The sequence below is a fragment of the Larkinella humicola genome (assembly GCF_008727875.1).
Lineage (GTDB): Bacteria > Bacteroidota > Bacteroidia > Cytophagales > Spirosomataceae > Larkinella > Larkinella humicola.
Window position 1 is genome coordinate 600,923 of record NZ_VTWS01000004.1, and the last position, 25,249, is coordinate 626,171.

At 52.8% G+C, this 25,249-nt stretch carries 17 protein-coding genes and 1 tRNA gene; 7 read left to right on the forward strand and 11 right to left on the reverse strand.

Going from position 1 to position 25,249, the window contains the following annotated elements; genetic code table 11:
* Positions 1-19 precede the first annotated feature (19 nt).
* A complete protein-coding gene (gene thiL / locus F0P93_RS18425) occupies positions 20-1,054 on the forward strand; it encodes a thiamine-phosphate kinase (protein ID WP_150878500.1) in 1,035 nt (344 codons plus the stop codon).
* Positions 1,055-1,125: 71 nt separating this feature from the next.
* On the opposite strand, the gene F0P93_RS18430 is transcribed toward thiL, so the two are convergent.
* Positions 1,126-2,199 carry a mannose-1-phosphate guanylyltransferase gene (locus tag F0P93_RS18430; protein ID WP_138995071.1) on the reverse strand — a complete coding sequence of 358 codons (1,074 nt, stop codon included), beginning with the start codon at positions 2,197-2,199 and terminating at the stop codon, positions 1,126-1,128.
* A gap of 427 nt (positions 2,200-2,626) precedes the next feature.
* On the opposite strand from F0P93_RS18430, the gene F0P93_RS18435 reads away from it, so the two are divergent.
* Positions 2,627-5,647 carry a TonB-dependent receptor gene (locus tag F0P93_RS18435; protein WP_150878502.1) on the forward strand — a complete coding sequence of 1,007 codons (3,021 nt, stop codon included), beginning with the start codon at positions 2,627-2,629 and terminating at the stop codon, positions 5,645-5,647.
* A 37-nt stretch (positions 5,648-5,684) separates the two neighbouring features.
* On the opposite strand, the gene F0P93_RS18440 is transcribed toward F0P93_RS18435, so the two are convergent.
* The 9 genes from F0P93_RS18440 to F0P93_RS18480 form a co-directional block, all read right to left on the reverse strand.
* The gene (locus tag F0P93_RS18440) at positions 5,685-6,563 is read right to left on the reverse strand and encodes a MerR family transcriptional regulator (protein ID WP_150878504.1); all 879 of its coding nucleotides are present in this window, start codon (positions 6,561-6,563) and stop codon (positions 5,685-5,687) included.
* Between the two features lie 222 nt (positions 6,564-6,785).
* Positions 6,786-7,433 carry a carotenoid biosynthesis protein gene (locus F0P93_RS18445; RefSeq protein ID WP_150878506.1) on the reverse strand — a complete coding sequence of 216 codons (648 nt, stop codon included), beginning with the start codon at positions 7,431-7,433 and terminating at the stop codon, positions 6,786-6,788.
* Between the two features lie 81 nt (positions 7,434-7,514).
* Positions 7,515-7,590: transfer RNA gene (locus tag F0P93_RS18450), tRNA-His, on the reverse strand.
* Between the two features lie 110 nt (positions 7,591-7,700).
* Entirely contained in the window at positions 7,701-8,309 is a 609-nt protein-coding gene (locus F0P93_RS18455) for a superoxide dismutase (protein WP_150878508.1), read from the reverse strand.
* A 67-nt stretch (positions 8,310-8,376) separates the two neighbouring features.
* The gene (locus F0P93_RS18460) at positions 8,377-8,814 is read right to left on the reverse strand and encodes a nucleoside deaminase (RefSeq protein WP_150878510.1); all 438 of its coding nucleotides are present in this window, start codon (positions 8,812-8,814) and stop codon (positions 8,377-8,379) included.
* A gap of 47 nt (positions 8,815-8,861) precedes the next feature.
* Entirely contained in the window at positions 8,862-13,256 is a 4,395-nt protein-coding gene (locus F0P93_RS18465) for an Ig-like domain-containing protein (RefSeq protein WP_150878512.1), read from the reverse strand.
* Between the two features lie 72 nt (positions 13,257-13,328).
* Positions 13,329-16,313 carry a serine hydrolase domain-containing protein gene (locus F0P93_RS18470; RefSeq protein WP_310588005.1) on the reverse strand — a complete coding sequence of 995 codons (2,985 nt, stop codon included), beginning with the start codon at positions 16,311-16,313 and terminating at the stop codon, positions 13,329-13,331.
* Positions 16,314-16,707: 394 nt separating this feature from the next.
* Positions 16,708-16,935, reverse strand: a complete 228-nt coding sequence (locus F0P93_RS18475) for a hypothetical protein (protein WP_150878516.1) — start codon at positions 16,933-16,935, stop codon at positions 16,708-16,710.
* A gap of 323 nt (positions 16,936-17,258) precedes the next feature.
* Positions 17,259-18,131 carry a T9SS type A sorting domain-containing protein gene (locus tag F0P93_RS18480; RefSeq protein ID WP_150878518.1) on the reverse strand — a complete coding sequence of 291 codons (873 nt, stop codon included), beginning with the start codon at positions 18,129-18,131 and terminating at the stop codon, positions 17,259-17,261.
* Positions 18,132-18,320: 189 nt separating this feature from the next.
* Here F0P93_RS18480 and F0P93_RS18485 point away from each other — a divergent pair, with 189 nt between their 5' ends.
* From F0P93_RS18485 to F0P93_RS18500, 4 genes are all read left to right on the forward strand, one after another.
* Complete coding sequence (locus F0P93_RS18485; protein ID WP_150878520.1) at positions 18,321-20,237, forward strand: sensor histidine kinase; 1,917 nt, start codon at positions 18,321-18,323, stop codon at positions 20,235-20,237.
* Positions 20,238-20,344: 107 nt separating this feature from the next.
* Entirely contained in the window at positions 20,345-21,025 is a 681-nt protein-coding gene (locus F0P93_RS18490; protein WP_150878522.1) for a response regulator transcription factor, read from the forward strand.
* A gap of 42 nt (positions 21,026-21,067) precedes the next feature.
* On the forward strand, positions 21,068-22,054 hold the full coding sequence (gene hemB, locus F0P93_RS18495) for a porphobilinogen synthase (RefSeq protein ID WP_114404341.1): 987 nt from the start codon (positions 21,068-21,070) through the stop codon (positions 22,052-22,054).
* Positions 22,051-23,385, forward strand: a complete 1,335-nt coding sequence (locus tag F0P93_RS18500; RefSeq protein ID WP_150878524.1) for a dihydroorotase — start codon at positions 22,051-22,053, stop codon at positions 23,383-23,385. Before hemB ends, F0P93_RS18500 begins: the two co-directional genes overlap by 4 nt.
* Positions 23,386-23,437: 52 nt before the next feature.
* On the opposite strand, the gene F0P93_RS31740 is transcribed toward F0P93_RS18500, so the two are convergent.
* The gene (locus F0P93_RS31740) at positions 23,438-23,641 is read right to left on the reverse strand and encodes a hypothetical protein (RefSeq protein ID WP_114404339.1); all 204 of its coding nucleotides are present in this window, start codon (positions 23,639-23,641) and stop codon (positions 23,438-23,440) included.
* Between the two features lie 197 nt (positions 23,642-23,838).
* Between F0P93_RS31740 and F0P93_RS18510 the strand changes: the two genes are divergently transcribed.
* Positions 23,839-25,191, forward strand: coding sequence for a BatD family protein (locus F0P93_RS18510; protein ID WP_191908849.1), 1,353 nt, complete (start codon positions 23,839-23,841; stop codon positions 25,189-25,191).
* Positions 25,192-25,249 lie beyond the last annotated feature (58 nt).

A 25,249-nucleotide genomic window follows, 5' to 3' on the forward strand; every position in this document is an offset into this window, starting at 1 on the left:
TTTTTGCTTTAGTATCAGTATGAATACACGAACCGAACTGGATTCTCTGGGCGAAATTGCCCTGATCGATCGCATCAACCGGGCGTTTGGCCAAACTTCCCAACCCGAAACCGTACGCGGTATTGGCGACGATGCCGCCGTGATCGATACCGGTGGGCCGGACTACCTGCTCCTTTCCACCGACATGCTGCTGGAAGGCGTTCACTTCGATCTGGCCTATACGCCCCTGAAACACCTGGGATTCAAAGCCGTTGCGGTCAACGTCTCCGACATTGCCGCCATGAACGGAATTCCTCTGCAAATTACGGTGAGCGTGGCCCTCAGCAACCGGTTTTCGGTCGAAGCTGTAGAGGAGTTGTACGAAGGGATCAAAGCCGCCTGCGAAGCTTATCAGGTCGATTTGATTGGGGGCGATACCACGTCTTCGCGTTCGGGACTGGTTATTTCAGTAACCGTCACGGGCCGCGTAGAACGGGATAAAATCACGTACCGCAACACCGCCCAGCCCAACGACGTCATCTGCGTGACGGGCGATCTGGGAGCGGCTTTCTGCGGATTGCAACTGCTGGAACGGGAAAAACAGGTTTTTCTGGCGGATCCCACCATGCAGCCCGAAATCAGCGAAGACAGATCGTATGTGCTGGAACGCCAGCTTCGGCCTTCCGCGCGCACCGACATTGTGTATGAACTCCGGGATCTGGGCATCGTGCCAACGGCGATGATTGACGTGTCGGATGGCCTGGCGTCGGAATTGATTCACATCTGCACGCAATCCAAAACCGGGGCGGTTATTTTCGACGAAAACCTGCCGATCGACGATGTGACGTATTTGGCCGCTACCGAACTGAACATCAGCCCCATCACGGCGGCTTTAAATGGTGGAGAAGACTACGAACTGCTGTTTACGATCCGTCCTCAGGAGTTCGAGAAACTAAAAAACCACGCCCGCATCACGCCCATCGGCTACCTCACCGACAAACCGGAATCGATTCTGCTGGCCACCAAAGCGGGGCAATATACGCAGATCAAGGCGCAGGGATGGAAACATTTTTAGTAGGGAATGATGAACGATGAATTACGTGCGTTAGCCCCATTCATCGTTCATCATTCCTAATTCATCACTCCCTACACAAAGTGTATTCCATGATTCTTGGCATCGGCCACGAACTCTTTCACTTTTTGTTCTTCGTCTTTGGGGCAGATCATCAGAACACCGTCAAATTCGGCGACGATGTAGCCTTCTAAGCCACTGATAACGACCAGTTTGCCTTTGGGTGTTTTGATGATGCTGTTGTTGGTATTGTAGAGCATGTGGGTACCGTCCGTGACGTTTTCATTCTCGTCTTTTTCGGATACTTCATACAGCGACTTCCATGTTCCCAAATCCGACCAGCCAAAATCACTCAGCACGACATAAACGTTGCCGGCTTTTTCCATAATACCGTTGTCGATGGAGATGTTTTTGCATAGCGAATAGGCTTTGTTGATAAACGAATGCTCCTTTTCGGTGAAATACCACTCGTCGCCCTCGGCAAAAATCTCCGCCGTTTCGGGCATGTAGCTCTCGAAGGCTTTGCGAACGGCCTGTACGTTCCAGACAAAAATACCGGCATTCCAGACAAATTCTCCACTTTCCACAAACTGTTTGGCCAGCTCCAGGTGCGGTTTTTCGGTGAACGTCTTCACCTTTTTACTGCCTTGATTGTCCGAGTCCGGGATATACTGGATGTAGCCATAACCGGTATCGGGGCGGCTGGGCTGGATGCCGAGCGTAACCAGAATATCCTGGGTGGCTGTGGCTGCCAGCGCAATCCGGATCGTGTCTCTGAACTCCTCTTCTTTCAAAATAATATGGTCGGCCGGCGCAACGACCATGTTGGCTTCGGGATCCTGCTGGGCAATTTTGTAGGCTGCGTAGGCAATGCAGGGAGCGGTATTCCGGCGGACGGGTTCACACAGAATCTGATCGTCGCTGAGATACGGGAGTTGTTCTTTCACCAGTTGCTGGTACTCGGCGCTGGTCACAATATAAATATGCTCTTTCGGGCAGATTCCCTCGAAGCGGTCGGCGGTTTGCTGAAGGAGCGACTTTCCGGTTCCAAGAACGTCGTGAAATTGCTTGGGGTTGTTGGTACGACTAAACGGCCAGAAGCGGGTTCCGACTCCGCCAGCCATGATAACGACATAGGTATGGTTCATAGTGAAGAATTCTGTGTATGGGATTAACCCTCTAAATTGAAGAAGGGGTTCCTAAACTACAAGGAATGCGTTAAAAAGTTAGTTAAGACGGGACTTTCTTATCGAAACACCAAATCGAATTATCGGACAAATGTACGCAATCGTAAAATTAATGCGGTCGGAGAGAGGTCATGATTTCGTTAAATGAACACTGCAGGGTGGGCAATGGATAAAAACCAGTGAAGAACGTATATGGATCAGCCCGGTATTCAGGGTCAATACGGCTTGCCTACATAAAAACTTAATTTGTTAATCTATTGATATTCAATTGTTTGAATAATAATTTAACAATTTAATCACGGGTTTGTGCTAATTTTTGGCATTTATTGTAATTTTCTCCCGTTCCCCTTTCAGGAACGTATGAACCGTTGTTTAACTGGCCGTGATTATGAAAAAAAGCAGTACTCAGCTTGCCTTTGCCGTTGTATTCCATTTCTTGGTTACCATAAGTTGTTTTGCACAAACAAAAATTTCAGGAACGGTAACTGAAAGCAACACCAAAATTCCCCTGATCGGGGTGAGTATCACCATAAAGGGAACGGTGGCCGGTACTATTACCGATGCCAAAGGGCAATTTTCCTTAACGACCTCCGCTTCGGGCCCATTAACCGTGGTGGTTTCGTCGGTGGGTTTTCAAACCCGGGAAATTGCGGTTGGCAACCAGTCGGCATTGAAAATCGAGCTGAGCGAGCAGGTGATGCTGGGGCAGGAGGTGATTGTGTCGGCATCACGGGTGGAAGAAAGTGTGATGCAATCGCCGGTTTCGGTCGAGAAAATGGACATTCGGGCCATTCAGTCGGCACCAGCCGCCACCTTCTACGATGCCCTGCTTAACCTGAAAGGCGTCGACATGAGCACCCAGAGTTTGATGTTCCGGTCGGTGAACGTGCGGGGGTTTAGTGCCAATGGCAACACGCGGGTGGTACAGTTGGTCGACGGCATGGACAACCAGGCGCCGGGGCTGAACTTTTCGGTCGGCAACATTGCTGGTATGTCAGAACTGGACGTCGAAAGCGTCGAACTGCTGCCCGGCGCGGCTTCGGCACTCTATGGTCCGAACGCGATCAACGGGTTGCTGCTGATGACGAGCAAAAATCCGTTTCAGTACCAGGGCTTGAGCGCGTATGCCAAAACCGGTATTATGTCGGCCAGCAACCGCAGAACGGCCACCACGCCTTTTTACGATGCGGGCATTCGCTACGCCAAAGCATTCAACAACCGGCTGGCTTTCAAGCTCAGTGCTTCCTATATCAGCGCAACCGACTGGCAGGCTACCGACACCCGCGACCAGGGTTTTGCGAACGGTTTTACGCTGGGAAATGGCAACCGGCAGAACAATCCGGGATATGACGGCATTAACGTTTACGGTGACGCCAGTGCCAATCTGAACGCTTTTCAAAGCACAGTAGCGCAGCTTTTGCCGCTTCCCGTTGCCCAGATCGCCCTGATTTCGCCGGACCTGGCCCGCATCATCGGCGGTGTCAACCAACTTTCGGCGGCCACAAAAATACCGGCTACGCAGATCGTCAACGATGTGCTGCTGCCCAACGTAACGGTTTCCCGAACGGGCTACCACGAAGGCGATCTGATCAATTACAAAGTCAGTAGTCTGAAGCTAAACGGCGCGCTCCATTACCGCATCAACGACAATCTGGAGGCTATTTTGCAAGGCAACTGGGGAAGCGGTACAACCGCCTATACCGGTCAGGACCGCTATTATATTAAAGGTTTCAGCATTGGTCAGTATAAAGCCGAATTACGCGGGTCCAACTTTTTCATCCGGGGCTACACCACCCAGGAACGTTCCGGCGATTCGTTTGCCATCGGGATTTTGGGGCAGGGCATCAACGAAGCCTGGAAGCCCAGCCTGGACCAGAGCAATTTAGTGGGGTCGTGGTTCCCGCAGTATGCGTTTGCCTACGCCGGTGGCGCTTTGCAAACCTTCAGCACGGCGCTCCAGCAGGCGCTGGCCACCAATCCGGCCACAGCCTATCAAACCGCGCTCAACGCCGTGAATGCGGTTTCCGGCACCTTGCACACTACCGCCCGCACCACCGCCGATCAGGGGCGGTTTTTGCCGGGAACGGAACCATTCAACCAGGCTTTGACGACGGTGACGGGGCGGCCGCTGCCCGGTTCATTGCCCAACCTCGGGGCGAAATTTATGGACAAAACGAACCTCTACCACGGGGAGTTTATGTACAACTTCACCAGGCTGATCGATCCGAAAACGGTCGAAATTCTGGTGGGTGGAAATTACCGCCAGTACGCCCTGAATTCCAGCGGAACCATTTTCGCGCTCGATGAAAAGAACAATGAGTACCGGATCAATGAGTTTGGCGGGTATGCGCAGGCTTCCAAAACCGTGGCCGAAATCCTGAAGCTGACGGGTTCGGTGCGGTACGATAAAAACAGCAATTTTAAGGGGCAGTTTAGCCCCCGGTTGTCGGCGGTTTTGACCGTGGCCAAGTCTCACAACGTCCGGGCGTCGTTTCAGCGCGGTTTCCGGATTCCGACGGCACAGTCTCAGTACATCGACCTGAACACGCCTACCAGCCATTTAATTGGTGGGTTGAAGCAGTTCCGGGACAAGTACAATTTTGGAACCAATCCGGCGTATACGATTGAGTCGGTTCGGGCCTTTGGCGATGCGCTGCAAAAAGGAACGGCGTTGCCACAGGCGTCGCAATTGCTGCAACGCTACCAGGACGCCCAGTGGGACCCGGAGCGGGTGGAGACGTATGAAATCGGGTATAAGTCCCTTATCAAGAATAAGTTATTCATCGATGCCTATTATTATTACAACCGCTTCCTGAATTTTGAAGGGATTCAGGCTACCATTCAGGGCACCCAACCGGCCACGGTCGACAACCCGGCTTCGCTGCTTCAGCTTCTGAGCAACACCACGCGAACGGTCTACGGTTTCTATGTCAATGCGCCCGTGCAGGTGAAAAACCAGGGCTGGGCTGTCAGTGCCGATTATTTGCTGCCCGGTAATTTCATCGTTGGGGGCAACGTGGCCTACAATGCACTCGTGGATCGTGACAAACTGCCGACCGGTTTTGTAACCTTCTTTAATTCGCCCAAATACCGGTACAATCTGTCGGTTAGTAACCGTAATATTCGCAACAGCGGTTTTGGTTTTAACGTTGTTTTCCGGCACCAGGATTCGTTTCTGTGGGAATCGAGTTTTGCCAATCCTGAAGCGACACTGCTCCGGCAAACCGTTATTCCAGCCTTCGGTTCCCTCGACGCACAGGTGAGCAAACGCATTCCGGGAATCAAGTCGGTTTTGAAAGTGGGCGGTACGAATGTGCTGGGCAAATTGTATACCCAGGCGTGGGGTAATCCAGGCGTAGGCGGGATGTATTACGTTTCGCTGACGTTCGATGAGCTGATGAACCGGTAAAAGTCCGGCAGACGGCCCTGTTAGGGCTGTCTGCTTTTCAGGTGCTGGCGATCCGAATCAAATCCTCCGCGTTGTTGACGATCGTGGTGTTGGGTGGGGTGCGAATATCCTGGCCAACCACCTGATATCCCGTAAAAAGCAGGTGAGCCTCCGGGAAGGCGCGGGCTAATTTATCGACATACGGCTGTACCTCATGGTTGCTGGGCGACGACGTAATGGACGCGAAGATACAGTCCGGTTTATGCAATTTGTAGGCAAATTCCAATTCCTTAAACGGCAGACTCTGGCCCAGGTAAATCACTTTGTTGTTCCGCGCCCGGATTACATAATTGGCAAACAGCAACCCGATTTCGTGCAACTCGCCTTCCGGTAAAAAAAGCAGGTATTTTTTAGACAAGGGGTGTTGTTTGTTCACCTGACCGTCGATGGCAACGATGATTTTCTGGCGAATCAGATTCGACATGAAATGCTCCTGCGCCGGGCCAATGGAACCCGTTACCCAGAGCGTACCAATCCGGCTGAGGAAAGGGTAGATGATGTGGATCATCGTGTTTTCGAAGCCAAACTGGAGAATGTTGGTACTGATTATTTTGTCAAAACGCTCCTCATCCAGATCGATCATCGAAATGGTCAGAGCGTGAATCTGATCCGGGTAATTGAGCTTTCGATCCGAAATGGTCATGACCTCGCTGGTCATTTCGCTCAGCGACATTTTAGAAATCTCGGAGATTTTAAAACCGTGGTCTTTCAGGAGCGAAATATTGAGAACCAGTTTCAAATCGAGGTCATCGTAGGTGCGGATGTTGGTGTCCGTCCGCTTGGGAGAAATAATATTATAGCGTTGTTCCCAGATCCGAAGCGTGTGGGCTTTGATTCCGGACAACTGCTCCAGATCTTTGATCGAGTAACTACTCATGGGAATTGTACAAATTATAGTTGACCTAAGCCATTTGATTTGAAAAACAAGCGACGTATAATCGTCATTATGTGCAATTCAATCAAATTAAACCCTAAAAAACCAGGGACAAGATACCAAAGATTGCTAATATATTACAATGTCAAGGGCTTTAAAATTGTAATAATCGGATATTGAATAAATGCCAATCAATCCTGTATAACTGCCTGGGACTAAAAATGTTTATGGTTTAGTCAGGAAGAATACCAGATTCATGGCGGCAAAAAACAGAAACTGGAGAATCAGTAACGGCAGCGCCAGGCGGTTTTGCTTGCGGAAAGGCAAACCGTACCAGATGCCGAGTATGATCAGCGACACGATCCACCAGCCCAGGTAATTTCGGATCGGGACATCGGCTTCGAACCAATTCCAGAAATCGAGACGGATGGCAACCGGCTCAATCAGGAGGTCGAGCAATACCATCAGCGAGGCCGCCACCATCGTTTTTAGATACACCCGGAGCGGCAAGGCATCGCAAATGACCCCGCAGCAATAGGTCAGCATCAGCCAGTTAATGCCAATGACAACGGGAACCTCCCAGAGCTTCCAGCCGAGGGTTTCGCCGTAGACGTAATTGCCAAACACAAAACCGGTATGAACGCCCAGCACCTCAATCAGAAACCCCCATAAAATAGCCAGAATGCAGTAAAACCGGAAAGACGGTTTCCAGTCGGCATGAAACGCCAGCAACAGCAGCAGAGAGCCCAGCAGGTTATACGGCACCAGGCTGCGGAAGAGCGGAGCCAGCGAGGGCGTTTGCAACCCGATGACGCCTGCGGTATAGGCCAGGATGAGGAGCGTCAGCACGGGGCGGTAAAATCGATCGGGCATGACGGAGTGGTTGGGTGAAAGGATCAAAAAACGAAGCGAAAAGACGTAAAAAAGGCCCTGTCAAAAACAGGGCCATCGGGAGGGAGAAAGACGGGTCTCGAACCCGCGACCTCCAGAACCACAATCTGGCGCTCTAACCAACTGAGCTACATCCTCCGTATTATGACGCAAAAGTAATAAAAAATGATGAATGATGAATGATGGCGATGAAATTTTATTCGGCCGTCTCATTCATCGTTCATCATCCATCCTTCATCGTTGGGTTTCTTAAACCGCTTTCGTATACCGGTCGTCGGCACCTTTCCAGTCGACAAGGTTCCACCAGGCGGCAATGTAGTCGGGGCGTTTGTTCTGGTATTTCAGGTAATAGGCGTGTTCCCACACGTCCAGACCGAGGATGGGCGTGCCTTTTACATCGGCGATGTCCATCAGCGGGTTATCCTGATTTGGCGTTGAGGTAACAGCGAGTTCACCGTCGGCCGTAACGATCAGCCACGCCCAGCCCGAACCGAAACGCGTGGTTGCAGCTTTGGTAAATTCTTCTTTGAACGCATCGAATGAACCGAATTTCTGCATAATGGCGTCGGCCAGTTTGCCGGTGGGTTCACCACCGCCGTCGGGCGACAGAATGCCCCAGAAAAACGTATGATTCCAATGGCCTCCACCATTATTCCGAACTGCCACCGGATATTTGCTGATGTCGGCGACCAGCTCTTCGATCGACTTGCCTTCCAATTCGGTGCCTTTCACCGCATTGTTGAGGTTGGTCACATACGCATTGTGGTGCTTGCCGTGGTGAATTTCCATCGTCTGTTGGTCGATGTTGGGTTCCAGCGCATTGCTCGGATAAGGCAGGGGAGCTAATTCAAAAGCCATATTATGATTTGTTATAAGGTTAGACATACATGAAAGTTGTCAAACGCGATAACAGCGACTTTTTCATTTATGTTCGTAAGCCTCGAAAAAAGTTACTCAGCAAGTGCATACTTTCGTCGGCCAAAATGCCCGTTGTGAGCCGGGTTTTGGGATGAAGCAGCGACGGTTTTACATTGGAATACCCCCTTTTAGGATCGGGAGCGCCAATAACGATGCGCCCAATTTGCGCCCAGAACAACGCACCCGCACACATCGGACACGGTTCCAGAGTAACATACAAAATGCAATCGGTCAGGTATTTAGAACCCAGAAATTGTTCGGCCGACGTCAGGGCCAGCAGTTCGGCGTGGGCCGTTACGTCGGTCAGCCGTTCGGTCTGGTTATACCCTTTGGCAATAACCCGGTTTCGGCACACGACGACGGCCCCGACCGGAATCTCGCCTTCTTCAAACGCGTATTCCGCCTGTTGAAGGGCCATTCCCATAAAGTACTCGTCGTTGAACATCCGCCGGAACGTTTCTGGTCAGACTACGGAGGTAGCCTGACCAAAAGTTACTGTTTCATGATTTTCCGAACCGTGGTCCGGTTGCCAATCTGGATTTGCAGGAAATAGGTGCCGGCCGCCTGCTGGCTCAAATCCAGTTTGGTTTGGCGTTGCCGGGTCGTCAGTTGTTTGGAAATACGGCCGGTTTCGTCGGACAACTGAAGTTTTGCGGGGTCTTTTTGCAGGGGCAGGTCGATGTCGATGGTCAGGATGGTTTCGGTCGGAACCGGAAACACCTTGACGGCGGTGATGAGCGGGTCCGGCTCCAGACCCAGCACGGGCAGCACCCGTACAATGGCCGTTCCCGTCGCCGTACCGTTCCCACAACCATTCGATACCGAAACCGCTTTGTAGGTCGTCGATTTAACCGGCGTTACCGTAATCAGATGCGGGTTGGTGCTGGTTGTGATTTGGGTCGTTTTCAGGCTGTCGGAATACGCAAAGGTCCAGGGACCGTCGCCCGTCAGGGCAAAGGAAAGCGGAGTGCCTTCGTTGTCATAAATGTCTTTCGAACCCGTCAGCGTAACCGTCGGCAGCGCGCGGATGTTCAGAATGGTTGGACTGCTGCTGCCCGGCACCGGCACCTGCGGGTTGGTCGCCGTAACCCGTATCCGGTACAATCCCTGCGCCAGTGTGGTCGGAATGGGGGCCGTAATCGGGCTTTGCAGGGCACCGGTCAGAATCTCCGTTTTGTTGATAAAAGCCGTATCCGCCACGGGGGCCATCTCAACCCGGAACGTATTCCCGGCGGTAAAAGGCCCGACAGCGGTGAAAGGAACCTGAATTTGCGTACCGACACAAATCGTGGTGACCGACAACGGGCTGGTCGTAACGGTCGGGACGACGGCATTGACCGTAAACGTTCCGACGGGCGTTCCGGCTCCGCAGGAATTGGTGATGTTGGTGACCCGGTAGATGGTGGTTTTGCTCGTCGGCAACAGATTGATTTCCTTTTGCATGGTTGCCGATGTGCCGCTGGTGCCGTCCGACAGCGTGTAGCTAAACGGCGGAACGCTGGTGAATGAGATCGTCACCGGAACCGTATTGCCCAGGTTGACCGTCGTCGTGCCTTCAATTTTGGCGGTGGGGGGGGCGTTGACAATCAGTTTGATTTCGGACTTCCGGCTTTCGCAGCCATTGGCAGCGGTTTGCGTCACAAAGTACGAGTCTCCTTCGGGTTTGGTCGAAATATTGGTGGTCGGTGGCGTTGGCGTTGCGGACGATGTCGTGCTGTAGGGACTGGTCCACTTCAGGTTTTGGCCTGTCGCTTCCAGCGGTTTGGCAGTGGCGTTCTGGCAGTAAATAACCGGCGTAACGACCGTTGGTTTGGGGGTAACGTTGACGGTGTACGTTACCGGGGCTTTCTGGCTTTCACAACCATTGCTGGTTTGAGTGACGCTGAACGTCAGTACCAGTTGTTCTTCGACGTTGGTAGTTGGTTTTGGAGCTCCTCCCAAAACCGTTCCGGTGGCATCAAACCACTTCAAGGCTTCGCCGGTAGCCGCCAGGGTTTGTTCCGGCGAATCCTGGCAGACGGTTTTATTTTCTACACCTGGCAGGGCTGGCTGCGGTTTAACGACGACTTTAGCCGGGGTCCGGGGGCTTTCGCAAAGGTCAACCGTCTGCGTGACGTAAAACGTAAACGTTCCGGGGGTATTGGTGTTTTGGACAGGGGCTGTTCCCGAAGCAGTGCCGCCTGTTTGAACATCGTACCATTTTAGACTTGCTCCGTTGGCTATCAACGTAACGGATGCTGTGTTTTGACAAACTTCAGGAAGCGTGGGGACGCCGGGAACAGCGGGAGTCGGGAAAATCTTGACTTTGATCGAACCCCGGTCACTTTCGCACCCGTTGGCCCCGTTCTGACTCACATAAAAGGTAAAATCCGCCGGGGATTGCGTACTGGGAGTCGGAGCGGCTGTCAATGAAGACGGCCCCGACGCCGTGCCATACCATTTTAACGAGCCACCGGCTTCAGGCACGGCTGTTAACGGAACCGAGGGTTCGCTTTGGCAATACCGGATGTCCTGCGTGGTTGGAACCGCCGGTTTTGCTTTGACGGTAACGACTACGTTAGCCCGCTCGCTTTCGCACCCGGCCAGGGTCTGGCTAAAGTAGTAGGTAAAAGATCCTTCCGTATTCGTCGATGGCGTAGGTGCATTCAACGAAGCCGTACCGCCCGTGGCACTGGTTCCGTACCAGTTTGCGATGCTGCCCGTGCTGAAAGAAGCCGACAGCGGAACCGACGGTGACCCCTGACAATAGCTGAGGCTCGCACCCGCCGTGGGAGCTGCCGGTTGTGGTTTTACTGTTACGGCCAATGCCGCCCGCGGCCCTTCGCACCCATTGATGATCTGGCTGACGTAGTACGTGGTTGTTCCGGTTGCACTCGTGGGTGGTGTTGGTCCGGTGTCTGATGCGGTACCGCCGGTAGCCGCAGTACCATACCATTTTAAGGCACCCACCCCGGTTACGGTTGCCGTCAGGGCCGTCACCGGCTGATTTTGACAAACCGACAGGGGCGCTACACCGGGGGCGGTAGGCGTGGCGTAAACCGTTATGGCAATGCTGGCCCGGTTACTTTCGCATCCACCCACGGTTTGACTGACGTAATACATCGTTGTTCCGGGCGTCGTTGTGGCCGGAATCGGTGCCACCGCATTGGCGGTTCCTCCGGTCGCGTTCGTGCCATACCAGTTTATGGTTCCTCCGCTGCTGACCACCGCCGATAGCTGTGTGGCCACGATTCCCTGGCAATAGCTAAAGGAAGTCGCAACGGCTGGCGCAGCGGGTTTTGGGGTAACGGTTACGGCAATGGCGGCTCGTGGGCCTTCGCAGCCGTTGACGGTTTGGCTGACGTAATAATTGGTAGTGCCGGCTGTGGTTGTCGTCGGTATGCTGGCAACACCCGAAGCCGTTCCGCCGGTTTGATTGGTTCCGTACCAGTTTAAGGTGCCACCGGAACTGGGTGTCGCAACCAAACCAGCAGCCGTAATATCCTGGCAATAAGCGGGTGGCGTAGTGGTTCCGGGGGCGGCTGGGATGCTTTTTACCGTCACAACCAGGGCGGCCCGGGGGCCTTCACAGCCGCTGACGGTTTGACTAACGAAATAGGTTGTTGTTCCTGTTGCGCTCGTGGGTGGGGTTGGTGCGGTGTCGGATGCGGTTCCTCCGGTTTGGCTGGTGCCATACCAATTCAGCGTTCCCCCGCTGGATGGGGTTGCCGTTAACGCCGATGAGGAAACGTTCTGGCAAAAGCTGAGGGCACTGACACCGGGAGCGGCTGGTGCGGCTTTAATCGTGACGGCAATCACCGCACGGTCGCTTTCGCAACCACCAGCGCTTTTCTGGCTCACGTAATAATTGGTGGTACCGGCGGCTGTGGTTAAAGGCGTTGGAACCGTGGTTGACCCAACTCCTCCTGTGGCATTGGTTCCATACCAACTCAGCGTGTTACTGCCACTTGGGGTAGCTGATAGTGCGGGAACCGGCGTACCCAGGCAAACCGAAACCGGCGTGACGACGGTTGGGGGGGCTGGTTTGGCCGAAACGGTGACCACAATGCCGGTTCGGGGGCCTTCGCAGGTTCCAATGGACTGGCTGACGTAATACGTAACGGTGCCAACCGCATCCGTCGACGGTGTCGGAGCAATGGCCGAAGCGGTTCCGCCGGTTTGACTGGTGCCGTACCAATTCAGAGAGGCACCGCCGGTTGCCGTTGCACTTAGTGGAGACGCGGGGGAACTCTGGCAATAAACCGGTGCGGCTCCGGTGGTTGGAGCGGCTGGAACACCACTAACCGTAACGGTGATGTCTCCCCTCGGTCCTTCGCAACCGTTGATCGTTTGGCTCACGTAATAGGTGGTGGTGCCAACGGCAGCCGCAGAAGGCGTGGGTGCCGTCGGGGTAGAACTTCCTCCGGAGGCACTGGTTCCCCACCATCTCAGAGTTGCGCCTGCGCTGGCTGTAGCAGTCAGAGAGGCCGGTGTTGTGCCTACGCAATAGGCAATGTCGGCTGTCCCCGGCGCACCCGGTATGGCGGTAATGGTTAAGGGGGTGGCACTGATGCTTCCATTGACCGCCGGGTTGGTCGATACCACCCGAACGCGGTAACCGGTTCCGTTGAGTCCGTTTGGAATAGTGCCGGTAAGCGGGCTGGTAGCACCCGTTCCGATGTCGGTATAGGTGTTTCCTGTTGAAGGAGCGAGCTGGATTTTAAATTGATTTCCGGCCGCAAATGTTCCCGAAGCGGTGGAGGTCGTAAACGGAACGGAAATGGTTCCTCCGGCACAAACCGCAGACACCGACACGGCTCCCGTTGTAATCGTCTGGGCTGATGCCCTCCCAAAAATCCCTAAAACCACAACCAGCAAAAGCCAATACAGACGTAATGATTTATTCATACGGAACCAGATTAAGAAGAGGAGAAGCCTTTTAACTTCGTATTATTCAGAATATTTGCCCAAAAATACAAATTACATCGACTGATAAATAATCTCGTGAATTTGTCGGCGAATTTTTTGGGTATTGATCAGGGTATTGCCTGCGCTGGGGTTGACGCGATTGGACAGAAAAATGAAGACAAGGTCGTAGTCGGGATCTACCCAAACCACATTTCCGGTAAAGCCCGTATGGCCAAACGAGCGGGGCGACACCTGCGTGGCGTGGTACACACTGTTGCCGTCGACTTCGGGTTTATCCCACCCCAGCACGCGGTGGCTACGGTCGCTTTGTGTTTTGACAAAAAGCGGCACGGTGCCGGGCATCAAAAACCGCTTTCCGCCGTAATTGCCCCGTTGCAGATTCATTTGCAGGATTTTGGCAATATCATTGGCATCGCCAAAGAGCCCGGCATGGCCCGACAAACCGCCCTGCAAAGCCGCCAACTGGTCGTGAACCGTGCCTTGCAGCAGGGAGTTTCGGAAATACGTATCCTGCTCGGTGGGCGCAATCCGGCAATTCGGGTGGCACTGGAGCGGATTGAAACAGAGCGTTGAAACGCCCAGGGGTTTGTACAGGTTTAAATCCAGAAAACCATCCAGCGGTTGTTGGGCCACCCGCTCGACGAGTTTTTGCAGGATCACAAAACTCAAATCGCTGTAAAGATAATTGTACCGACCCGCTTCATCGACGCGGTTGGTCAGGGGCGTCCGGACAATCCATTGCCAGATCGAATCGCGCAGGGCGGGGGGAGCAAACAGGTTCGGACCTACTTGCAGCGAATAGAGCGTGTCGCGGGTGGAGCGGAAACTCGACATGCCCGGCGCCTTCGACCGTTCGATGGCCCGCGACAAACCCGCCGGCAGACCGGTCTGGTGCAGCAACACGTCGCTGACGGTCATGTTGCGTTTGCTGTTGTTCTGAAATTCGGGCAGGTAATACGCTACTTTCTGGTTCAGGTCGATGGCTCCGCGTTCATTCAGCAGCATCACCGCCTGGAGGGTCGCCAACACCTTCGTGAGCGAAGCCAGATCATATAACGTTTCGTCGGTTACGCGCTCGGCATTGTTGTAGGCCAGCGTACCGAAGCTTTTGTCAAAAACCACTTTCCCTTTGCGTGCCACCAGCACCTGGCAGCCGGGGAAAGCCCGGTCGCGGATGGCTTTCTGAACGACGGTTTCGATGTGCCGCAACTGCCCGGAGCGCATTCCGACGCTTTCGGGCAGGCTGTAGGCCAGCCGTTGACTGGGTGCGGTCAGCAAACCGTTGCCGATGCGCCATTCGCCGATGGTGACCGGCATCACGCCTTTGGCCGGAACCGCCCCAAAAATAATCTGGGGAACCACGCGCTGCATTTCTTCGCCGTCTTCGTACGCACACAAAACCGCATCGGCTTCCGTACCGATGAACGGCCGGAGGGCATAGGCCGGCCCGAAGGCACAAACCACTACCCGAACGCCTTTTTGTTTCAACCGGCTGATCAGATTCAGGGATGCGTTGGTGACGCCGTAGCTCCACTTGGCCGACGGACTCATCCGGTGAAAACTGACCACCACCAGATTGGCATCGCCCACCTGGGTCAGCATTTCCTCGACGTTGTGATCGCCCGACGGTTTTTCGCCGTAGGTAATCTGCTTGAAAGGGGCATACCGTCCCAACATTTTCTGGAACGCGTTGCCAAAGTCGGTACCGATCGAGATCGACGCCATCCGCAGCGTATCGAGCGAATGAACCGGCAGGATGTTGTTCGTATTCTTGACCAGCGTAACGGCCTGTTCGCACAACTCCTGTTTGAGCAACTGGGCTTCCGACGAGTTCAGGTCGCGGCTGAGGTTTTCGAGCTGGATAGGCTGGTATTTGTTCAAACCCGTCCAGTATTTGGCGCGCAGAATTTTCTTAACCTTTTCGTCAATCAATTCCTGCGAAATCCGCCCTTTTTCGACGGCTTCGGCAATGCGGTGAACGGCGTCGGGAACATTCTCGGGGTAGAGTAACACGTCATTTCCCGCCATCAGTGCCCGCAGGTTGATTTCTTCGGCGGGCAATTTACCAATACCGCCCATGTTGAGCGCGTCCGTAAAGACCAGACCCCGGAATCCTAACTCTTTCTTCAAGAGATCGGTAACAATTTTTTCGGATAAAGTAGCCGCCAGCCGGGGGGTGTTATCGACCACCGGAACGTGCAGATGGCCCGTCACAACGCCCATCAGACTATCCGCAATCAGTTTGCGGAACGGATACAGATCGATGTCATTTAATTGCGTAACGGAGCGATTAATGGTCGGAAGTGTCAGGTGGGAGTCGCTGCTGGCATCGCCGTGGCCGGGGAAATGTTTGGCGGTGGCAATCACATGGGTATGTTGCAACCCTTTCATGTACGCCGACGCTTTCAAGGCGACGTTTTCCCGCGATTCGCCAAACGAGCGGTTTCCAATAACCGGATTCGAGGGGTTGCTGTTGATGTCGGAAACGGGAGCAAAGTTGATGTGAATGCCCAGCCGCTTGCACTGGCGGCCAATTTCGGCGCCCATGCGGTAGATCACCGACGTGTCATAGATGGCCCCCAGCGTCATTTGCTTCGGGAAATCCATCGTGCTGTCGAGCCGCATGCCGAGGCCCCATTCGCCGTCGATACCGATGAGAAGCGGGATGTTGGCGGCTGACTGATAGCGGTTGGTCAAAACCGCCTGGCGATGGGGACCGCCCTGAAAGAAAATCAGCCCGCCGATGTTATAATGACGAACCAGCGTTTCGATGTATTGATAATGCGCTTCGTCCCGGTTCGAGAACGTCGCCACCATGAAGAACTGCCCGATTTTCTGCTCCTGCGTCATGCTCCGGAACACACTGTCGACCCACCGCGTTTGCTGCGGGGCAGACCCCCACACCTCCACCGGATGCGCATGAATTTTATGACGCCATACCTCGGCTTTCGCTGCGCGTACCGGGGCTTTCTTTGAAAAAGAAGCCAGCAGATCCGTGGATGAGAAGGCATACCGCCAGCCTGATCCGTGCCACACAGGCCGGGTCGATCCGGAACGGTCCCATCCAAAAGCTGTCAAAAAACCGGCCAACAAAAAAGCCAACACTACCCGAGAGACAACTTTAGTACGCATTTTGGTTAAGAAATACAGTTACGTCAGGTTGTACAGTTTATTCCATTCAAACGATAAAGTTAAGTAATTAACGAAAAGATGCCTAATAAAAACGCGTAACCCCTCGCCTATTTATTCATAAAACGACGGTTTTTAGGAAAATATTTTTGCCGGAAATGGTGCGATTCCCGGGCGACAGGAGCGATTTTGGCTGTTAACGACTGCTGTGTATCCGGCAATTCCTGTGCCACAAAAAAAAGCGGTGCCACGACCCGAAGTCATGGCACCGCTACCCTTGAGGAAGGTAATCTATGCTGGCCTAAAGAAATTTCTTGCGTATCGTAACCCACGTCTGTATAACCGAAGGAGCAGCCACCTTGACGCAATTTGTGAAGGTACGCTTATCGGTAACCGTTGTCGTTTTGCAGACAACCGGCTTGTACTGCTTCGCTTTGCGGTGAGCAGAGAACAGGTTGTGCGGATGACCCATGGCTGAAGCATTCAGGCTGGCACCAATCAACAGGAAAAAAATTACCAAAGTTTTCATACTCTTCACGGGCTTGCCCCTTGTTAAGTTCTTTACAAAGATATGGGTTTTCTATTGTACCTTGCAATACATAGTACCTTGTTTTTCTAAAATAATTCGTAAACGGTACTATTTCTTGATGAACGGTATTGACTTGCCAAACCTAATGCAACCAATTTACTTTGAGACGTATGTTCTCCTAAAAGGTAACGCAAAGGTAGTCAGTCTTTTTCCCACCTTTCCAGTAAAAATAGGTGAACTGCTCAAAACAACCGATCAACCCACCGAAAGAAAGGACGAAATTTCGTCAGCGTCCGACAAATCACCTGATCCGTCCGACGAAATCAGGGAATGACAATCCGCTTCACTGCCCCGTCGTCGTTTTGGGTGACGTTGACAAAGAAAACGCCTTTCGCTTTTTTGTCGACATCGATCTGTCCGGAGTAGCTTCCCGAGAAGTCTTTCACGTCTTTCTTCGCCACTTCTTTGCCATCGGCCGTTGTCACCCGGATGCGGATGTCACCCTTCGACGGGGCCGTAAAACGAACGTTCAACTGGTTGGTTTCCGGGTTGTTGGGAAACACCTGCAAATTGCGGATGGTGGGAGCTTTCACATCGTCGTCGAGCGACCAGCTCCAACTGCGGAACGAGTCTTCCATGCGTTCCGCGAAATTTTCCGGCCACCGGAATTCAAACCGCTTCAGCCGGTCAACCAGCGAGTCGGAATCGAAGCGATAGCGGTTTTGCAGTTTTCCATCTTTGTAATATCGGAATTCACTCGGTCCGTGGGATGAATTCGGGCCGGTGACGCGATTGGGCCGACGGGCCGTAAGATCACGTTCGCGTTGTGTGCGGTTCGTAACCCGGTCGGAATTGCGGTTTTGCCGATGCTGTGAATCGCTGTTAGTGTTGCTATTGCTGTTGTCATCAATCACAATCGTGATCTGTCCTTTGCTATTGCCACGTTTGGTTCGGATCGAATCGACCAGCCGGTTGACCAGCGCATCCCGTTCATCGTCTTTCATGCCGTCCAGGCGGTAGGTGCGTTCCAGTTCGCGGACTTCTCCAGCGTTGGTACGCTCGATAATTTTCACGTTGACGCTGTTTTTATCAGCATCCGTTTTCGGGTCGGATTGGGCCAGCACCGTGGCCGAACAGGCGCAAACCAGCAAAGCGGCCAGGATGGGGCGGTAGCGGATAACAGATGGGATACGCATGGTACGTTATTCGTTTTTACGGTCAGAACACAGGGCAAACCTAAGTCAAATCGAATTGTTTCGCTGTTAAAGTTTGTTAAAACACCGGGGCCGGTTTCGCCGGTGGCCCACGGGTTTCGTACTTTTAAGGGAGGTAACCAATCAATAGATGCGAGGGCAACCGAAAAGGTTGCACAGGAGGAATAAAAAATGACAAAACAACGCATTCGCTGGATTGCCGTGTTGATGACGGTAGGTTTGCTGGGCCTGATTTCGCTGCAACTCTACTGGATCGACAATGCGCTGTCGTTGCAGAAAGAACAGTTTGATTATAAAGTGACCGATGGGTTGCAGGAAGTGGTGCGGACATTGGAACGGAAGGAAATTCTGTATCTGGCCCGCCAGCGCATGAACCAGCAGCAGCAGCAACGGCAGCTCATCGCCATCTCCCGGCCCACGGTTGCAGCACAGTCCTTGAACAACCGTGACCAACTGGCCAAAGCCGCCAGCCGGTTTTCTAGAAAAAACCGTAAGGAATCGTATGCGGCCAACCCGCCGAACGAAACCAAACCGGTGGTATCTGAACCGGAAAGCACAAATGGCACGGTTCCGGTGAAAGTCTGGCAACAAACGCAGGTTTCGCCATCGGACGCCTTTCAATCGGATGTTCAGAAGTTATCGGAAGTTCAGCAGCGGCATTTTGAAGACCTGGTTCGGCAGCAGGATGCTCTGGGCCCCGACGAACTCTGGGATTTGCAACTGCAACAGCAACGGCATTTCAATACGCTGGTTGATCAGGTGTTCGAACGCCAGTTGCGGTTAATGTATGCCCAGCCTGACAGCGTGTTGGTAGTGCAAAAACCGCTGAAAAAAGAACAGCTTGTCCGCAAACTGCGACCCAAACGGAAAGTGCCGGTGCCACCAGCTCCGACCGTAGCGGTTTCCAGTTCTACAGTGGGCTTGCAGAAAGTGGAACAGCAATCGGAAATGGTCAAAGGCGTGGTGCGGGATCTGCTGTTTGCCAGTCGTCCCATCGAGAGCCGCATCAACCGGACTTTGCTGGATTCGCTGTTGAAAGAGTCCATTGCCGAGCGAGGCATCACTATCCCGTTTGAATATGGCGTGCGGACCAACGTGGGCATGGGGCTGGACAAACCGCAACTGCTGTTTGCGTCGCATTCGGACAACCAGATGCAGGGGAAAAAGAAGATTTACAAAGCCGTGTTGTTTCCGAACAACTTTCTGGAAAAGGGTAATTACGTTTACGTCTATTTTCCCGATCAGCAGCAGTTTATTCTGCGAAAAATGAGTGCGATTCTGGCGGGTTCGGCGGTGCTGGTGCTGGTTATTATGGCCTGTTTTTACATCGCCATCAACACCATCATGCGTCAGAAAAAACTCGCCGACATCAAGAATGACTTTATCAATAACATGACCCACGAGTTCAAAACGCCGATTTCGACCATCTCGCTGGCGGTGGAAATGGCGCAGGAACAACTCAGCCACGGAATTGAGAGGTCAGAAGAACCGGCCACGCGCCTGACCCGCTACATGGGCATCATCCGCGACGAAACCCGGCGGTTGGGGACACACGTGGAGAAAGTGTTGCAGATGGCGCTGCTCGACCGGGCTACGGCCGGAAAAGGAGCGGTGAAGCTCAAGCTCTCGTCGGTTAATATTCACGATGCTATCGGCAATGTCTTGAATACGATCGGGTTGCAAATCGAACAAAAAGAAGGCGAAGTTCACCTGGATTTTGAAGCCGCCGAGGAGATTGTGGAAGCCGATGAACTCCACCTGAGCAATATTCTGTATAACCTGCTCGACAATGCCATTAAATATTCGCCCGAAAAACCGGATATTACCATTCGAACGCGGAACGTGGAAAATGGCGTGAGTATTACCGTCGCCGACCACGGCATTGGCATGACGAAAGACCAGGTCAGCCGGATTTTCGAGAAGTTTTATCGCGTTCCGACGGGGAACCTGCACGATGTCAAAGGCTTTGGCCTGGGGCTGAGTTACGTCAAGAAAATGGTTGAAGAACACCACGGTTCCATTCGGGTTGACAGCCAGTTGGGAAAAGGAAGTTCTTTTGAGTTAGTTTTGCCATACCAACACACCTAAACGCTCCGCTCACCTCTGATTTTCTCTGATCAACTCTGTGTAACAATTTAAAGCTATTACACAGAGTTGATCAGGGGAAATCAGAGGTTATCAGGGGAAAATATACAATGCCTAAACTCTTACTGGTTGAAGATGACCCGAATCTGGGAATGTTGCTGCAGGAATACCTGAACTCGAAAGGATATGATACCGACTTGGCTATCGATGGCAATCAGGGCTGGCAGCGGTTTGTCGATCATGCCTATGATCTGTGTCTCTTTGATGTGATGCTCCCGAAAAAGGACGGTTTTTCACTGGCGAAAGAAGTCCGGATGTCAGGCCGGGATGTGCCCATTATTTTCCTGACCGCCAAGTCGATGAAGGAAGACACCATTCAGGGATTCCGGATCGGGGCCGATGACTACATGACCAAACCGTTCAGCATGGAAGAGTTGCTGCTGCGGATTCAGGCCATTCTCCGGCGGTATCACAAAACCGAAGAAATGCAGCAACCGGCCACCTACCAGATTGGCTCTTTTTCGTTCGATTTTGCCCACCAGCTTCTCACCCGCAACGGAACCGACGTCAAACTGACCAGCAAAGAATCTGCCCTGCTCAAATTGTTCGCCCAGAACAAAAACCAGCCGCTCAGTCGGAGTTTTGCCCTCAAACTCATCTGGGGTGATGATTCGTATTTCAACGCCCGCAGCATGGACGTTTACATCACCAAGCTCCGGAAATACCTGAAGGAGGATGAGTCGGTGCAGATCGTCAACCTGCACGGCGAAGGATTTAAACTCATGGCGTAACGTTTCGGTGTGCTATCTTTGCAGTCAGAAACCAATTGCGTTATGCTACGAAGACCCCGCAGAAATAGAAAATCGCCCGTCATCCGGGAACTGGTCCAGGAAAACTTTCTTTCGTTGTCCGACCTGATTTATCCCATGTTTGTGATGGAAGGCCAGGGCGTTCGCTCCGAAATTACGTCGATGCCGGGGGTTGCCCGGTTTTCGCTCGACTTGTTGCTCGAAGAAATGCAGGAATGCGTCGATCTGGGCTTGCGAACCTTTGCCCTGTTTCCCAACTTGCCCGAAAGCAAAAAAGATAAATACGCGACGGAAAGCCATAATCCCGCAGGCTTGTATCTGCAAGCCGTAAAAGCCATCAAGACCCGCTTTCCCGAGATTGCCCTGATGACCGATGTCGCGATGGACCCGTATAGTTCCGACGGCCACGACGGGATCGTAGAAGAAAGCGCGAACGGTTTTGAAGTGGTGAACGACGAAACGCTGGTGGTGCTGGCCAAAATGGCGGTGGCGCAGGCCCGCGCCGGTGCCGACATCATCGGGCCATCGGACATGATGGACGGACGTATCGGTTACATCCGCGAAGCGCTTGACAAAGAAGGCTTCACCAACGTGTCCATCATGGCCTATACCGCCAAATATGCCGGCGCTTTCTATGGCCCGTTTCGCGATGCGCTCGACTCCGCCCCGCGTTTTGGCGACAAGAAAACGTACCAGATGAATCCCGCCAACAGCCGCGAAGCCCTCATCGAAGCCGAACTGGACTACGCCGAAGGGGCTGATTTCCTGATGGTAAAACCGGCGATGGTGTATCTGGATATCATCAAATTATTAAGCGATAACTTCGACCTGCCGATTGCTGCCTACAACGTCAGCGGGGAATACGCGATGGTGAAAGCCGCGGCCGCCAACGGCTGGCTCGACGGCGAACGCGCCATGCTCGAAATTCTGACGGCCATGAAACGGGCGGGAGCTAAAATTATTCTGACGTATTTCGCGAAGGAAGTCGCCCAACTCCGGAAAAAGGCATGAGCACAATTTTGATACGAAATGCGCGGCTGGTAAACGAAGGTACCATCCGCGAAACCGACGTCTATTGCAAAGACGGTTTTATCGAGCAACTTGGTTCGGGTCTGAGCCAGCCAGCGGATACCATCATCGATGCGGACGGTAATTACCTGTTGCCCGGTGTCATCGACGATCAGGTGCATTTTCGCGAACCCGGTTTAACCCACAAAGCGACCATCCATTCCGAAGCGCGGGCGGCTGTGGCCGGGGGCGTTACGAGTTTCATGGAAATGCCCAACACGGTTCCGAATGTGCTGACGCAGGAATTGCTGGCTCAGAAATACGAGATTGCCGCGCGGACATCGCTCGCCAATTATTCGTTTTTTATGGGCGGCTCGAACGACAACCTGGCGGAAGTTCTGAAAACCGACCCGACAACCGTCTGCGGAATCAAGATTTTCATGGGTTCCTCTACGGGTAATATGCTGGTTGACAACGTGACGGTGCTGGAAGAGGTGTTCCGGCAGAGCCCGATGCTGATTGCGACGCACTGCGAAGACGAAGCTACCATCCGGGCCAACACCGCCCGGTACAAGGAACAGTATGGCGATGCCGCCACGGCCGCCATTCATCCGCTGGTACGGAACGAGGAAGCCTGCCTGAAATCGTCGTCGCTGGCGGTGGAACTGGCCAAAAAACATAACACCCGGCTGCACATTCTGCACATTTCGACCGCCAACGAACTGGCCCTGTTTGACAACACGGTTCCGTTGAAAGAAAAGCGGATTACGGCCGAAGTGTGCGTTCACCACCTGTGGTTCGATGCCGATGATTACGCGCGGCTGGGCAACCTCATCAAGTGCAACCCGGCCATCAAAGCACCCCATCACAAACCGCAACTCTGGCAGGCGTTGCTCGACAACCGGCTGGACATCATTGCCACCGACCACGCGCCCCACACCTGGGACGAAAAGCAGCAACCCTATTGGCAGGCACCCTCCGGTTTGCCGCTGGTGCAGCATCCGTTGTTGATCATGCTGGAAGCCGTTCAGCAGGGAAAACTGTCGCTGGAAAAAGTGGTGGAAAAGATGTGCCACGCGCCCGCCGATTGTTTTCAGATCGACCGGCGCGGTTATGTTCGGGAAGGCTACTGGGCCGATCTGGTGCTGGTGGACCCGAAACAGAAAACCGAAGTTGCCAAAGAAAACATTCAGTACCAGTGCGGTTGGTCACCCCTGGAGGGAACGGTTTTCGGTACGGGCATTACTCATACGATTGTTTCCGGGCACCTGGCTTACGCCAATGGACAGTTTAACGATACAGTAACGGGAAAACGGTTATATTTTGTCCGGTAATAAAAAAGGCCGACTTTCCAGTCGGCCTTTTTTTACTATGTATTTCGCTTGGTCACGCTAACCTTCGTCGGTAAAAACATCGGTTGAGAATAGACAGGTATAAATTACTGAACTTCTCATAACACCAGGATTTTAATTGTTTCACCTCCTCGGGAATCAGGAGACCGATTGCTTTTTTTAATTCCTTCTCAAACAATTTCTTGTCAAAGCTTACTTTCTGAAGGATAGTCTTGATGTACTCCAGCATTGTTGCCATACCACATACTACGGTTTTTTTGGTTAGAGTTTTGAGGAGCTACTCCACATTCAAAAGATGTCCGGCAGAATCGGAAATGATCCGTCGGCATCTCTAAAATTGTAACGCATTCTATATATTTTTGTTGCTCAAATTTAGAGATGAAATTTCTAAAATTCCAATTTTTAGTTGCATTATTTTTTTATGGCTTACTGAGCATGAAAGCGTTAGCTCAGGAGCCGTCGATTTCTATTGATTTGGGTGAAACGGACATTTCGATTGAACGGCCCTTTACCATTTCCGTTGTCATAAAAAACAGCGATTCCCGGCCTGTGGTCAACTTTCCTGCCATAAAAGGCTTCATTAAAAAAGGAACGGTCACCAGTGTTTCACCGGCCGAAATGAATGGAAAAACCGTTGTTTCACAAGTGATTACCCAATCATATGCCGCTATACGTCCCGGCCAGTTCCGGGTGCCTCCCTTTGAACTGATCGTGGGCGAAACAACGATTCAATCGGAAGAGGTCATCATTACCGTCAAACCGCAACTTACTCCCGGCGATACCGTCAGGGCGGTGGCTGCTCCCCCCGAAACGATCGCCAAAAACGACGTTTTTCTGTCGTTAAGTACCTCAAAAAGCTCAGTTTACACTGGCGAGGGATTTTCGCTAAAATTGTCTTTTTTCGTGGCCGAATCCTATCCATTCGAGTTAACATTTTATGAACTTGATCAGCAGTTGCAACAACTTCTGAAAACATTGCGCCCGGCCAATTGCTGGGAAGAAAATGAAGGAATAACCGACCTGTCGCGGCATACGGTTTTTTTCAACGGCAAGCGCTACGCCGAATACCGCATCTACCAGGCTACCTTTTTTCCGCTCAATAAGCAATCCATCCAGATTCCGTCGGTTCGGTTGAACCTGCTGCAATACCGCCCGGCGGCCAAACCGGGGGGCGAACGCAAAAAAGAAATGGTAGCCTATGCAACTCGTCCCCTTTCCGTAAGCGTTACGCCCCTGCCGGTCCACCCGCTTCGCGATCAGGTGGCTGTCGGACAATACCGGCTGATTGAAACGAGCCTGCGAAAAAATCCCGCCGTTGGGCAGAGTGTCCAGTATAATTTCCGAATTACAGGCGAAGGAAATATCGCATCCCTGCCCGCTCCGGTGGTGCCCGACTCCGCGACGTTCGATATTTTTCCCCCGGGTGAAAAAACTGTCATCAACCGGAGCAACGGCATCGTTTCGGGCTACAAAACGTTTTCCTACGCCCTCATTCCCCGCCAGAACGGCAACTTTCCCCTGGCGTCTTTTTTTCAGTGGATTTATTTCGACCTGAAACAGCAGCGGTATGACACTTTGCGATCGGCCATTACGTTACGGGTTGGCGGAACGGCCTTGCCCGAAGGCGATACCGTGCAGGTGAGTCTGCCGGGTTCAATCTATACCGGCATCGAGCAAACCGATAGTTCGCAGCAGCCGGTCAATTTACAGGAAATGCTTCGATTGCTGGTAAATATCCTGCTGGTCGGCATGATTGTGGGAATGATGTATTTATTTTGGAGAAAATAAGCGTAGACAAGAGAGGTTAGACAAGAGAATAAAGAAAGGTCAGCAGCGGGTTTTTAGT